Origin of the sequence: Mycobacterium sp. IS-836 (assembly GCF_001954275.1) — a bacterium.
GTDB lineage: Bacteria > Actinomycetota > Actinomycetes > Mycobacteriales > Mycobacteriaceae > Mycobacterium.
Window position 1 is genome coordinate 237,686 of record NZ_MBEU01000068.1, and the last position, 13,183, is coordinate 250,868.

Below are 13,183 nucleotides of genomic sequence, written 5' to 3' on the forward strand. Positions count from 1 at the left end.
CTGCCAGGAACGAGCAACTCCATGGGAAACGAACTCGCGCTAGACGTCAACCTCATTTACTGGCTCATGTTGGGCCTGTTCTTCGTGTGCCTCCCCGTGGGCCGTGGAGAAATCCGGCGCGCCCGGGCCAGAGCGTTAGAGGCCGAAGTCGCGGCGGCGGTGGTGTCGGCGGCGGAGGCGGTGATCGCCGCCGCCGAGGTGCGGTTACTCCGCGAGCATCCCGAACTATTCACCTAAACCCTGCCGCCGATCAGGGAATTAGGAGAGCATGGACGGATGAAGGCACTGATGGGCGCGTCGGCGGTGGTGGTGATGGCGCTAGCTTCCCTCTCCGCTCCGTCGGCACAAGCCCACGCCGACGATCCCTGTGTCGGCATCACCGATCCTGCCGCTCACCAGGCTTGCATCGACGCACTGCCGCCCGATGACCCCGCGCGCGGATACCAGGGCAACTGCCACGCGAGCCCCGATTACGGAGCGGAGGGCCAAGTTTGCCGGGACTTCTGGGTCCGAAAGTCCCCGAATGGAGCAAGCGGCGTCCACGGCGCTATTGCTCGGCGTTAGGGGTGGGGCGGCACCGGGCACCAGAACAGGCCGCAATTGAAGTTCGGCTGGTGGAATGGCGGTGGCGGCGGGTGCGCCGGCGGGTTGTCCGTGTCCCAGCACTGATTCCAGTATTTGTTCTCGCCCCATGCCGGGTTCCAGGGTTGGTTCGGGCACCAGTAGACCTGCGGCGCAACGCCCGGCTGGGCCGCTGCGACCCCTGGGGCCAATCCGAATCCAGCGGTGGACAGCAGCGTTCCGGCGATGAGCCGCTTGACGGTGGGGGTGATCATGGCGTCCTTCCCTCGAATGCGCCACCTCGTTCGGCGTCGTCGCGGACAGTCCACATGTGCCGGCTAGCTACCGATCCCAAAATTTACCGACCACATATTGCCGGGGCGAACGCTATTTGCGGCGGGCCGCGGCCAACCGTGCGGCGAACTCCGGCGACTGGATGGAGTAGACCTGCGGGCCCAATTCGGTGCGCATCGCGAATTCGTGGTGCTCGTTGTCCAGCGCTCCGGGACTGGCAGTGGCGCGCATCGTGGCCTTGGTTGCCAGGACCACGTCACGCGGCGCGCCGGCGGGCCCGGACGCGAGCTCCAGCGCTGCGGCCACGGCGTCGTCGGCCACGCTGAGAGCCAGCCCGTGGCGCACGGCGGCTTCGGCGTCGAAGCGCATGCCGAACAGCAGCGCTGCGCGCGCCACCTGCGGGCCAACCGCCCGCTGCAGCATCCATGTCGCGCCGCCGCCGGGGTGCAGTCCGAGCTTCTGGAAACGCGCGTCGAACAACGCCGCTGGCCCGGCGATGCGCACGTCGGCGGCCAGCGCCAAGTTGAGCCCGGCGCCGACGGCGGGGCCGTTGACCGCGGCGATTGTGGGCAGCGTGCAGTTGCCGACGGCCATGAAGCCGTCGTAGATCCGCGTCAGCCCCGACTCCGCCGCTCCGCCGCCCGCGGCGCCCAGCGCGCTGAGGTCGGCACCCGCGCAGAATGCCTTGCCCGCCCCGGTGACCACTACGGCGTGCACGTCGGCGTCGGCTTCGGCCCGCTCCACGGCGGCGCGCAGCAGCGCCGACATCTCGGCGGTGAACGCGTTGCGGCGGTCGGGGTCGTTGACGGTGATGACTGCGACGTGCTCGTCGACGCGGTAAAGGACTAGGTCGGACTGGGTCATCGCCAAAGACTACGTCGCGGACCCGGCGGTCCCGCGCCTAGATTTCCCCCACCTCGTCCGCGTAGCGCCCGGGGCTGACCAGCGACGCCAACGCGCCAATCAACGTCATCAGTGCCGCAGCGACGAACACCACCACCAGTCCGGCGTGGAACGGCCCCGAGATCAGCTCCGGGAAGAACGACTTGCCGGTGAGCACACCGGCGTTGACCCCAGGCTGCTGCAGCGCATGCGATCGGGCGAGCAACTCCGCGATGGGGTTGTAGCCAAGAAACGCCGCGAACAGGCTGCCCACCGGGGGCAGGCCGGCGACATCCCGCGCCACCGCCGCTGACACACCCTGCGCTTGCAGCCCGCCGTCCAGTGCCTGCGGCAGCGTGTTCGCCAGCCCGACGACCATCAGCGAGAAGAAGACGCCGATCGACAGCGCCGAACCGGCGTTGAAGAACGTAGCCCGGACACCGGACGCGGCTCCGCGTTGATCGGCCGGGACGCTCGACATGATCGTGGCGGTGTTGGGTGCGGTGAAGACGCCCCCGCCCAGCGCATTGAGGAAAATCAGCAGCGCGAAAACCGGGTAGTCGAAATCCACCGGAATCATCACCAGGCCGATGAACGTGGCCGACATCAGCAGCATCCCCGCGACCGCGAACGGTCGCGCGCCGAACCGGTCCGCCAGCCACCCCGCCACCGGCGCCGCGATCAGGAACCCGATCGTCGCCGGCAGCATGTAGATGCCCGCCCACAGGGGCGTCGACTCGAAGCTATATCCACGAAGCGGCAACCAGATGCCCTGCAACCAGATGATGAGCATGAACTGCAAGCCGCCGCGGCCGCTCGACGACATCAGGTTGGCCAGGTTGCCCATCCCGAATCCCGCCGACCGAAACAGTCGGATGTCGACCATCGGCTGCGCCGCTCGCAACTCGATGATGCAGAACGCGGCCAGTAACAACAGCCCGACGGCGATCGAGCCCAACACCAACGGGTTCGTCCAGCCCGTCGCTCGGCCACCGTAGGGCTGAATGCCGTAGGTGATACCAACCAGCACGACGGTCAACCCGACGGCGAACGTCACGGTGCCGGGCCAGTCCAGCGGGCCGGGCGTGCGCATCCCGATCTCGTGCAGCGAGCGCACGCCCCAGACGGTCCCCAGCACGCCGATCGGCACACCGACCCAGAAGATCGCCCGCCAGTCCCACTCCGCCAGCACGCCCCCGATCAGCAGGCCGAGGAACGAGCCGGCCACCGCGGCCACCATGTTGAATCCCAGTGCCATGCCCCGCTGGTTGCTCGGGAAGGCGTCGGTGAGAATCGCCGCCGACAGTGCCATCAAGATTGCGCCGCCGATGCCCTGGATCACGCGCCAGCTGATCAGCCACATCGCGCCCGCGCCCTGGTGGAAAGGGTCGAACGACAGCGCGATCGCCGCGAAGGTGAATACCGCGAAGCCCACGTTGTAGATGCGGACCCGGCCGAACATGTCGCCGAGGCGTCCGACCAACACCACCAGGACCGCGGTGACCACCAGGTAGCCCATCAGCATCCACAGCAAATAGCCGATGTTCGACGGGGCCAGCGGATCCAATCCGATCCCACGGAAGATGGACGGCAACGAGATCAGCACGATCGACGCGTTGATCATCGCCAGCAGCATGCCGAGGGTGGTGTTCGACAGCGCGACCCACTTGTAGTGGGGGTGGTCGACGTCCCATCGGAGGCGACGACCCTCCGGTTCGGCCGGGGCCAGCGTCGGGTTCGTCGCGGCGGGGCCCATCAACCCAAAACGCATAGGCATACAAACTAATGGAAGCCGCGCAGGCACCTGACCCCAGGGGCTCACACGCGGCGCCGAATTTCCCCGCGCCGCTCGGTTGAGTTAGCTGGCGGCCCGCGAGCAAGGCGCTCAACGCGCCGCTCACCGCCTCCATTCCGCGTTCACCACACCGGCGACTCGGACCGCCGAATTGTCTGGAAGCCCGGCCAGGCGTTTGCCGGTGCCCCCGGCACGACTCGAACGTGCGACCTAGGGATTAGAAGGCCCTTGCTCTATCCACCTGAGCTACGGAGGCAATGTGCAGGTCAGTCTATCTAATCGGGCCGCAGATCCGATTAGCTGGCCGCCACGCGCGCGAAAAGTCTTCCCGCGCCGGGCTTATCGGTTATGGTGTGAGCCTCGACACACGCACAACACCGGCTGGTAAACAGCCGTTAACCGCAACGAGGCGTGTGCATAACGTCGAGGGGTGGCGGTGCAATGGGCGTGGCCATGGACTTGACCTCGCGGTGCTCGTGGGCAGGTGCCCAGGCACTGCGCTTGGCGGCCGATGCCAGAGATACCTATCGGGCCGGCGCGCTGCTGCTGCGCGGCTCGCCCTTCGCGGTTAGCTGGTTTGCCGGCTGGCTGTCCGCGGAGTTTCCCCCGCATGTCGTGACCGGGCACGCCCTGTCCCGGGTATCGCGCCCATCCATCGGCCGCGTCGGCACCAGCTGGGCCGCGCAGCGTGCGGATCAAGCCCTCACCGCGGCGCTCGAGGAGTCCTTCGGAGCGGACTTCCGCGACCTGGTCTGCCATCCGACCTGCGAGCAGTCCGCGTGCGCGCCCCGCGATGGGCTGATACGGATGCCGGGGCCGCACCGCAAGTACGCGCGGCACACGTCCGACATCTCCTACGGCCCCGGCGGGCGCCACCTCCTGGACATCTGGCGGCGTCATGATCTCCTGCCGGGCCGGCGCGCGCCGGTGCTGATACAGGTTCCCGGCGGGGCGTGGGCCGTCAACGGCAAACGCGGCCAGGCGTACACGCTGATGAGCCGGATGGTGGAACTCGGCTGGATCTGCGTCTCCATCGACTACAGCAGGAGCCCGCGGTCCACATTTCCGGCCCACATCATCGACGTGAAGCGGGCCATCGCGTGGGTCCGGGAAAATATCGCCGACTACGGCGGCGACCCCGATTTCATCGCGATCACCGGCGGGTCCGCGGGTGCGCACCTGGCGTCGTTGGCCGCGCTCACCCCCAACGACCCCGAGTTTCAGCCTGGCTTCGAAAACGCCGACACGACGCTGCAGGCCGTCGCACCGTATTACGGCGTCTACGACTTCACCAGCACCGAGAACATGCACGAGCTGATGATGCCGTTCCTCGAGCAGATCGTGATGCGTGCTCGCTACGCCGATGCCCCCGAAAAGTTCAGGGCGGCATCGCCGATTTCATACGCGCATGCCGAGGCGCCCCCGTTCTTCCTGCTGCACGGCGAGAAGGACGAGCTGGTTCCGTGCGGCCAGGCCCGCGCGTTCTGTGCGGCCCTGCGGGCGGCCGGGGCGCGCACGGTGGCCTACGCCGAGCTCGCCAACGCCCACCACGCGTTCGACATCACCCCGACGGTTCGATCGCGGCTGGCCGCCGACGCCGTCGCCGACTTCCTAGGCGTCGTCTACGGGCGGCGCACCCACTCGCTCGTGGATTCGTTGCCGCTGACGGCTTCTTCGGCCAGCTGAGCCGCGCCGCCCGCACGCGATCTCCGTGCCGGGGCCGCGCCTTTCACCAGCGCGTCAAGCCGACTAGCGTTGTGTTGGCTACTGGATTGGCAAGTCCGAGGCAGGAGGCTTGGTCCGCGGTGAGAAGGTTGGCGCGTCGAGTTGACGATCATGGCTGAGTCCGTCGAGACGGTTGGATTGTCCGACGAACTAGGGCCGGTCGACTATCTGATGCATCGGGGGGAGGCGAACCCCCGGACCCGGTCGGGAATCATGGCGCTGGAGCTCCTCGACTCGACGCCGGACTGGGAGCGGTTTCGGGCGCGGTTCGAAAACGCCTCGCGGCGGGTGTTGCGCCTGCGGCAGAAAGTTGTGGTGCCGACGCTGCCGACGGCGGCGCCGCGCTGGGTCGTCGATCCCGATTTCAATCTCGACTTCCATGTGCGCCGGATGCGTGTATCGGAACCCGGCACCCTGCGTGAGGTATTCGATCAGGCCGAGGTGATCCTGCAGTCGCCGATGGACATATCGCGCCCGCTGTGGACCGCCACCCTGGTCGAGGGTCTGGCCGACGGCAAGGCTGCGACGCTGCTGCATGTGAGCCACGCCGTCACCGACGGTGTCGGCGGTGTCGAGATGTTCTCGCAAATATATGACCTCGAGCGCGATCCACCCGCCAGGCCGACGGCCCCGCAACCCATTCCGCAGGATCTAACCCCCAACGACTTGATGCGCCAAGGCATCAACCACCTTCCCATCGCCATCGTCAACGGCGTGTTGGGTGCGGTGTCCGGCGCGGCATCGGCGGCCGGGCGAGCGGTCTTGGACCCGGTGTCCACGGTGTCGGGAATCGTCGGCTACGCCACGTCGGGCATGCGGGTGATCAATCGCGCCGCCGAGCCCTCGCCGCTGTTGCGGCGCCGCAGCCTGGCCACCCGCACCGAAGCCATCGACATCCCGCTCTCCGATCTGCACAAGGCCGCAAAGTGCGGAGGCGGGTCGATCAATGATGCCTACCTCGCCGGCCTGTCGGGCGCGCTGCGGCGCTACCACGAGGCCCTCGGCGTCCCGATCAGCACGCTGCCGATGGCGGTGCCGGTCAACCTGCGGGCCGACGCCGACACCGCCGGCGGCAACCGGTTCACCGGCGTCAACCTGGCGGCACCGTTGGGCACCGCCGACCCGGTCGCCCGGATGAAGAAGATCCGCGCGCAGATGACGCAGCGCCGCGAGGAGCCGGCGATGAACATCATCGGCTCCATCGCACCGGTGCTGAGCGTCCTGCCGACGGCGGTCCTGGAGGGAATCACCGGTTCGGTCATCGGCTCCGACGTGCAGGCCAGCAATGTACCGGTCTATCCGGGGGACACCTACATCGCCGGCGCAAAGATATTGCGGCAGTACGGGATCGGCCCGTTACCCGGGGTGGCGATGATGGTGGTGCTGATTTCCCGCGGCGGCTGGTGCACCATCACCGTGCGCTACGACCGTGCCTCGGTGCGAAACGAGGCGTTGTTCGCCCGATGCCTGCTCGACGGTTTCGACGAGATCCTGGCGCTGTGCGGCGACCCGGCGCCGCGCGCGGTCCCGGCATCGTTCGCCGAGCCGGCCGGGTCGGCGCCGCGCTCGGTGGCCGGCTCATGAGCCCCGCCGACGAGCGGGACATGCGGCTGCCCGGCTCGGTCGCCGAGATCCTCGCCAGTCCACCCGGCCCCAAGATCGGCGCGTTCTTCGACCTCGACGGCACCTTGGTTGCCGGGTTCACGGCCGTCATCCTCACCCAGGAGCGCTTGCGGCGCCGCGACATGGGCGTCGGTGAGCTGCTCGGCATGGTCCAGGCGGGTCTTAGCCACACGCTCGGGCGCATCGAGTTCGAAGACCTCATCGGCAAGGCCGCCTCGGCGCTGGCCGGGCGGCTGATCGACGATCTGGAGGAGATCGGCGAGCGGCTCTTCGTGCAGCGGATCGAATCGCGCATCTATCCGGAGATGCGCGAGCTGGTGCGCGCCCACGTGGCCCGCGGCCACACCGTCGTGCTCAGCTCGTCGGCGCTGACCATCCAGGTCAATCCGGTGGCCCGCTTCCTCGGCATCACGAACACGCTCACCAACAAGTTCGAGACCAACGAAGACGGGTTGCTCACCGGCGGGGTCGTCAAGCCGATCCTGTGGGGGCCGGGCAAAGCCGCTGCGGTGCAACGGTTTGCGGCCGAGAATGACATCGACCTCAAAGACAGCTACTTCTACGCCGACGGTGACGAGGACGTAGCCCTGATGTACCTCGTCGGCAATCCGCGGCCGACGAACCCCGAGGGCAAGATGGCCGCCGTCGCCAAACGTCGCGGCTGGCCGATTCTGAGATTCAACAGCCGCGGTCGCGTGGGACTTCGGCGGCAGGTGCGAACGCTCGCCGGCTTCGGTTCGATGTTTCCGGTCGCGGCCGGCGCGGTGGGCATTGGTCTGCTGACCGGTAGCCGGCGCCGCGGCGTGAACTTCTTCACCTCCACCTTCTCCCAGTTGTCGCTCGCGATCGCGGGTGTGCACCTGAACGTCATCGGCAAAGAGAACCTGACCGCGCAACGGCCCGCAGTGTTTATCTTCAACCACCGCAACCAGGTTGACCCCGTCATCGCCGGGGCGCTGGTGCGTGACAATTGGGTCGGCGTGGGCAAGAAGGAACTGGAAAAGGACCCGATCATGGGCACGCTCGGCAAGCTGCTCGACGGGGTGTTCATCGATCGCGACGATCCCGTCGCCGCGGTGGAGACCATGCACGCGGTCGAAGATCGGGCCAAGAACGGCCTTTCGATCGTGATCGCACCCGAGGGCACTCGGGTGGACACCACCGAGGTCGGTCCCTTCAAAAAGGGACCGTTCCGCATCGCGATGGCGGTGGGAATTCCCATCGTGCCCATCGTGATTCGCAACGCCGAGATCGTGGCGGCCCGAAACTCGACCACGATAAATCCGGGCACGGTCGACGTCGCGGTGTTCCCGCCGATCCCCGTCGACGGCTGGACATTGGACACGCTGCCGGAGCGCATCGCCGAGGTGCGCCAGCTTTATCTCGACACGCTGGCCAACTGGCCCGTCGACGAGCTGCCCGAGGTCGATCTGTACGCCGAGAAGAAGGCGGCGAAAAGAGCCAAGCCGGCGGCCAAGACCGCCGCGCGCAAGGCCCCGGCGAAGAAGGCCACCGCAAAGAAAACCGCCGGGAAGAAAACCGCCACGAAGAAGGCGGCCGGTAAGAAGGCGGCCGGTAAGGCCACGCCTGATCCGCATGCGTCCAAGGTCGCTCTCAAAGACGGTGAGGTACAACAGCCTTCACGTCCCCGAGGGCGGCCGTGACGCAACCGGCCGCAGATACCAGCGCGGTATTGGCCGCGCAGGACTCGCTGGTATTGGCGTCCATGCACACCGGCGTCGAACGGGAGCTGGTGATGGATTGGCTGGGCAAGCAGCGCGCCCGGCACCCGGAAAGCAGATTCGACGTACTGAAATTGCCGTCGCGTGATGCGCCACCGGCGGCGCTGACCGCTCTCGCCGAGCAGCTCGAGTCCGGCTCCGAATCCGCCGACGACCGGTTGGTAGTTCCGGTGCGCGTGTTCTGGCTGCCGCCCGCGGATCGGGGCAGAATCGCCAAGGTGGCCGGGCTGCTGCCCGGCCGAGATCCGTACCACCCCAACCAACGTCAGCAACGGCACATCCTGCGCGATGCCCCCCACCGCGCGCGGGTCGTCGCCGGCGAGCCCGCCAAGGTGTCCGAACTCCGGCAGCAGTGGCGCGACACCACCGTCGGGGCGGACAAGCGCGACTTCGCGCAGTTCGTCACCCGCCGCGCCATCTTGGCGATGGAACGCGCCGAGTACCGAATCCTCGGGCCGCAGTACAAATCTCCGCGGCTGGTGAAGCCGGAAATCCTGGCGTCCACCCGGTTTCGCGCCGGCCTGGAAAAGATCCCGGGCGCGACCGTCGAAGAAGCCGGCAAGATGCTCGACGAACTGGCCACCGGCTGGAGCAGGGTGTCCGTTGACCTGGTCGGCGTCCTCGGCAGGGCGCTCAGCCGGGGATTCGATCCGGACCTCGACTACGACGAGTATCAGGTCGCGGCGATGCGCGCCGGGCTGGAAGCACATCCGGCGGTGCTGCTCTTCTCGCACCGGTCCTACATCGACGGCGCGGTGGTGCCGGTGGCGATGCAGGAGAACCGGTTGCCGCCGGTACACGTCTTCGCCGGCATCAACCTCTCGTTCGGGTTGATGGGGCCGCTGCTGCGGCGCTCCGGCGTCATCTTCATCCGCCGCAACATCGGCGCCAACGCGCTCTACAAGTACGTCCTGCGCGAGTACGTCGGCTACATCGTCGAGAAGCGGTTCAACCTGAGCTGGTCGATCGAAGGAACCAGGTCACGCACCGGAAAGATGTTGCCGCCCAAGCTCGGTCTGCTGGCCTATGTGGCCGACGCCTACCTCGATGGCCGCAGCGAAGACATCCTGCTGCAGCCGGTGTCGATCAGCTTCGACCAGCTACACGAGACCGCCGAATACGCCGCGTACGCCCGCGGCGGCGAAAAGACACCCGAGGGCATCCTGTGGCTGTACAACTTCATCAGGGCCCAGGGCGAACGCAACTACGGCAAGATCTACGTGCGCTTTCCCGAAGCCGTGTCGATGCGCGAGCACCTCGGTCCGCCGCACGGTCCGTTGGCCCAGGATCCGGACGCCAAACGGCTTGCGCTGCAGAAGATGTCGTTCGAAGTCGCGTGGCGGATTTTGCAAGCGACGCCGGTGACCGCGACGGGATTGGTGTGTGCGTTGCTGCTGACCACGCGGGGCGCGGCCTTGACGCTGGATCAGCTGCATCACACCCTGCAGGATTCGCTGGACTACCTCGAGCGCAAGCAAACCCCGATGTCGACCAGCCTGTTGCGGCTGCGCTCCCGCGACGGAGTGCGCGCGGCGGTTGACACGTTGTCCAACGGTCACCCGATCACCCGCGTCGACAGCGGCCGGGAACCGGTGTGGTGCATCGCACCCGAGGAGCAGCACGCCGCGGCGTTCTACCGCAACTCCCTGATACACGCCTTCCTGGAGACCTCGATCGTCGAACTTGCCCTCGCGCACGCCAGACGCGCGAAAGGCGATCGCATGGAGGCGTTTTGGGCCCAGGCGATGCGGTTGCGCGATCTGCTGAAGTTCGATTTCTACTTCGCCGACTCGGCGGCGTTTCGGCACAACATCGCCGCGGAGATGGCCTGGCACGACGATTGGGAGGCCCACGTTGCCGCCGGGGGCGACGAGATCGACGCGATGCTGTTTTCCAAGCGGCCGTTGATGGCGGACGCGATGTTGCGGGTGTTCTTCGAGGCGTATGAGATCGTCGCCGACGTGTTGCGTGACGCACCGGCCGACATCACCCAAAAGGAACTGACGGAGCGGGCGCTGGGGGTGGGCCGGCAATACGTGGCGCAGGCGCGGGTGCGCAGTAGCGAATCGGTTTCGACGTTGCTGTTCGCCACCGCTTACCAGGTGGTCGCCGACCAGGATCTGATCGCACCCGCCGCCGACCTCGCCGAACGACGGCTCGCGTTCCGGCGGGAATTGCGCGACATCATCGGCGATTCCAATCATGTCGGGCGGGTCGCGCGCGATCAGTTCGTCGCCCGCGAGACCAAGGCCCGGCGCAGCCGTCTGGACAGCCAACCGCGGTAGTCGTAGCGCCCGCCCATACCCTGGGTACATGACGGTTGCCCGGCCCGCCGGCAAGCCCGCCGCGCTGGTGTGGCCGCTACTCGCCGGCGTCGCGGTGCTGGCCGGCTGCACGGCGGCCGGAATCGGGGCGCTGTCGCTGGCGGACGCGCTGACGCTCACGGGCCTGCCCAATCCCGGCCCGGCGACCACGGTGGGGCTGCCGTTCGTCCGGGCGGCCGGTGAGATCGCGGCGGCGCTGGCGGTCGGATCGTTTCTTTTCGCGGCGTTTCTGGTGCCCCCGCAGGGCAGCGGCGTGCTCGACGCCGGCGGATACCGCGCGCTGCGGATGGGGACCGTCGCGTCGGGCGTGTGGGCGGTGTGTGCCGCGCTGCTGGTCCCGCTGACCATTTCCGATGTGTCCGGGCACCCGTTGGCCGATCACCTCAACCCGGTGACGATCTGGAGGCTGGCCGACCTGATCTACACCGCGTCCGCGTGGCGCTGGACCGCATTCTTGGCCGCGACTGTGACGTTGGCCGGTGCGTCGGTGCTGCGCTGGTCCTGGACGCCGGTGCTGCTCGCCGGGTCGTTGTTGACGCTGGTTCCGCTCGGGCTGACGGGTCATTCGTCGGCGGGCGGCTCACACGACCTGGCCACCAACAGCCTGCTGATCCACCTCGTCGCCGCGACCGTGTGGGCCGGCGGGCTGCTGGCGCTGCTGACGCACGCGTTGCGTGCCGGTGAACACATCGGCCTGGCGGCGCGGCGCTTCTCGGCCATCGCACTGTGGTGTTGGGTGGCGATGGCGCTCAGCGGTTTGGTGAACGCCGCGGTGCGGGTGGCGCCTGCCGAGCTGTTTACCACCGGTTACGGGCGGCTGGTGGTCGTCAAGTTCGTCGCGTTGTGCCTGCTGGGTGCCGTGGGCTGGCGCCAGCGACGCGCCGGAGTTGCTGCGCTGCAAGCGGATCCGAGTCCCGAGGTTCCGGTGCGCCGTGTCTTGATCCGGCTTGCCCTGACCGAGGCGGTCGTTTTCGGTCTGACCTTCGGCGTTGCCGTCGGGCTGGGCCGAACCCCACCGCCGCCACCGCCGTCGCGGTTGCCGTCAATTTCCGAAGCCGAGATCGGCTACGACCTCGACGGTCCGCCCACCCTGGCGCGCGTCCTGTTCGACTGGCGCTTCGACCTGATCTTCGGTACGGCCGCAATCGTTCTCGCCGGCTTGTATGTGGCGGCCGTGGTACGACTGCGTCGACGTGGCGATCGCTGGCCGCCGGGGCGGATGGTGGCCTGGCTGCTCGGCTGCGTGGTGTTGCTGTTCGTGACGTCGTCGGGGGTGGGGCGCTACATGCCCGCCATGTTCAGCATGCACATGGTCGCCCACATGGGCCTGTCGATGCTGGTCCCGATCCTGTTGGTGCTCGGCGCCCCGGTCAGCCTGGCGCTGCGGGCGCTGCCGGCCGCCGGCCGCGGTGATCCGCCGGGTATGCGGGAATGGATCCTGGCCGCGCTGCACAGCCGGCTCTCGCGGCTGCTGACCAATCCGGTGGTCGCCACCGCGTTGTTCGTCGCGGGGTTCTACGGGCTGTATTTCTCGAACCTTTTCGATACCACGGTCAGCAGTCACGCCGGCCATATGGCGATGAACCTGCACTTCCTCATCAGCGGCTATTTGTTCTACTGGGTCGTGATCGGGGTGGACCCGACGCCGCGGCCGATCCCGCCGATAGCCAAGGTGGCCGTGGTGTTCGCCTCGCTCCCGCTGCACGCGTTCTTCGGCGTGGAGTTGATGGGCACCCGAACCGTGCTCGGCGCCGCCTATTACCGGTCATTGGGCCTGCCCTGGCACACCGATCTGCTGGGTGATCAGCGACTGGGCGGCGGAATCGCTTGGGCGGCAGGGGAAGTGCCCCTGGTGATCGTCATGATCGCGCTGCTCGTGCAGTGGGCGCGCAGCGATGCGCGCACCGCGCGGCGGCTGGACCGTGCGGCCGAACGCAACGACGACGCCGACCTGACCGCCTACAACGCGATGCTGGCCGAGCTGGCGCGACGCGAAACGCCGGGATCGCCGAAGACACGGTAAACGGAGTCTGTGCTCCGGACGAATTTCTTGATGTCCCAGCCCGTTTGGGCTTCGACGTGTTGCCGGCAAGCGACCGGCTCCGCGTGCGGACCTAGTTGTTTGTGGGTGGTGGTTGGGGTTGGAAGGGGTCGTACCACCACCAGTCGGCGCGTTCGCCGACGAATGACCCGTCAGCCCGAGCGGAACCAGCGTCAACAACGACCCGTGGAGTACA

Annotated in this window: 9 protein-coding genes and 1 tRNA gene; 6 read left to right on the forward strand and 4 right to left on the reverse strand. The window is 67.7% G+C overall.

Annotated features, from left to right (window positions below; all coding sequences use genetic code 11):
- Positions 1-21 precede the first annotated feature (21 nt).
- On the forward strand, positions 22-237 hold the full coding sequence (locus tag A5747_RS19570; RefSeq protein WP_076127281.1) for a hypothetical protein: 216 nt from the start codon (positions 22-24) through the stop codon (positions 235-237).
- A 323-nt stretch (positions 238-560) separates the two neighbouring features.
- Here the strand turns inward: A5747_RS19570 and A5747_RS19575 are convergent, their stop codons facing one another.
- The 4 genes from A5747_RS19575 to A5747_RS19590 all read right to left on the reverse strand — a co-directional run bounded on the left by A5747_RS19575 (position 561) and on the right by A5747_RS19590 (position 3,788).
- The gene (locus A5747_RS19575) at positions 561-836 is read right to left on the reverse strand and encodes a hypothetical protein (RefSeq protein WP_076127283.1); all 276 of its coding nucleotides are present in this window, start codon (positions 834-836) and stop codon (positions 561-563) included.
- 112 nt (positions 837-948) lie between these two features.
- Complete coding sequence (locus A5747_RS19580) at positions 949-1,719, reverse strand: enoyl-CoA hydratase (protein WP_076127286.1); 771 nt, start codon at positions 1,717-1,719, stop codon at positions 949-951.
- A gap of 37 nt (positions 1,720-1,756) precedes the next feature.
- Positions 1,757-3,508: an MFS transporter gene (locus tag A5747_RS19585; protein ID WP_369805147.1), complete on the reverse strand. Its 1,752-nt coding sequence runs from the start codon at positions 3,506-3,508 to the stop codon at positions 1,757-1,759.
- Positions 3,509-3,714: 206 nt separating this feature from the next.
- Positions 3,715-3,788 (reverse strand) — tRNA-Arg (locus A5747_RS19590).
- Positions 3,789-3,973: 185 nt separating this feature from the next.
- Here A5747_RS19590 and A5747_RS19595 point away from each other — a divergent pair.
- From A5747_RS19595 to A5747_RS19615, 5 genes are all read left to right on the forward strand, one after another.
- Entirely contained in the window at positions 3,974-5,218 is a 1,245-nt protein-coding gene (locus A5747_RS19595; protein WP_076127291.1) for an alpha/beta hydrolase, read from the forward strand.
- A 150-nt stretch (positions 5,219-5,368) separates the two neighbouring features.
- On the forward strand, positions 5,369-6,841 hold the full coding sequence (locus A5747_RS19600) for a wax ester/triacylglycerol synthase family O-acyltransferase (RefSeq protein ID WP_076127293.1): 1,473 nt from the start codon (positions 5,369-5,371) through the stop codon (positions 6,839-6,841).
- Complete coding sequence (locus tag A5747_RS19605; protein ID WP_076127344.1) at positions 6,838-8,544, forward strand: HAD-IB family hydrolase/lysophospholipid acyltransferase family protein; 1,707 nt, start codon at positions 6,838-6,840, stop codon at positions 8,542-8,544. Before A5747_RS19600 ends, A5747_RS19605 begins: the two co-directional genes overlap by 4 nt.
- The gene (locus A5747_RS19610; RefSeq protein ID WP_076127295.1) at positions 8,541-10,907 is read left to right on the forward strand and encodes a glycerol-3-phosphate 1-O-acyltransferase; all 2,367 of its coding nucleotides are present in this window, start codon (positions 8,541-8,543) and stop codon (positions 10,905-10,907) included. Before A5747_RS19605 ends, A5747_RS19610 begins: the two co-directional genes overlap by 4 nt.
- A gap of 28 nt (positions 10,908-10,935) precedes the next feature.
- The gene (locus A5747_RS19615) at positions 10,936-12,969 is read left to right on the forward strand and encodes a cytochrome c oxidase assembly protein (RefSeq protein ID WP_076127298.1); all 2,034 of its coding nucleotides are present in this window, start codon (positions 10,936-10,938) and stop codon (positions 12,967-12,969) included.
- Positions 12,970-13,183: the final 214 nt, after the last annotated feature.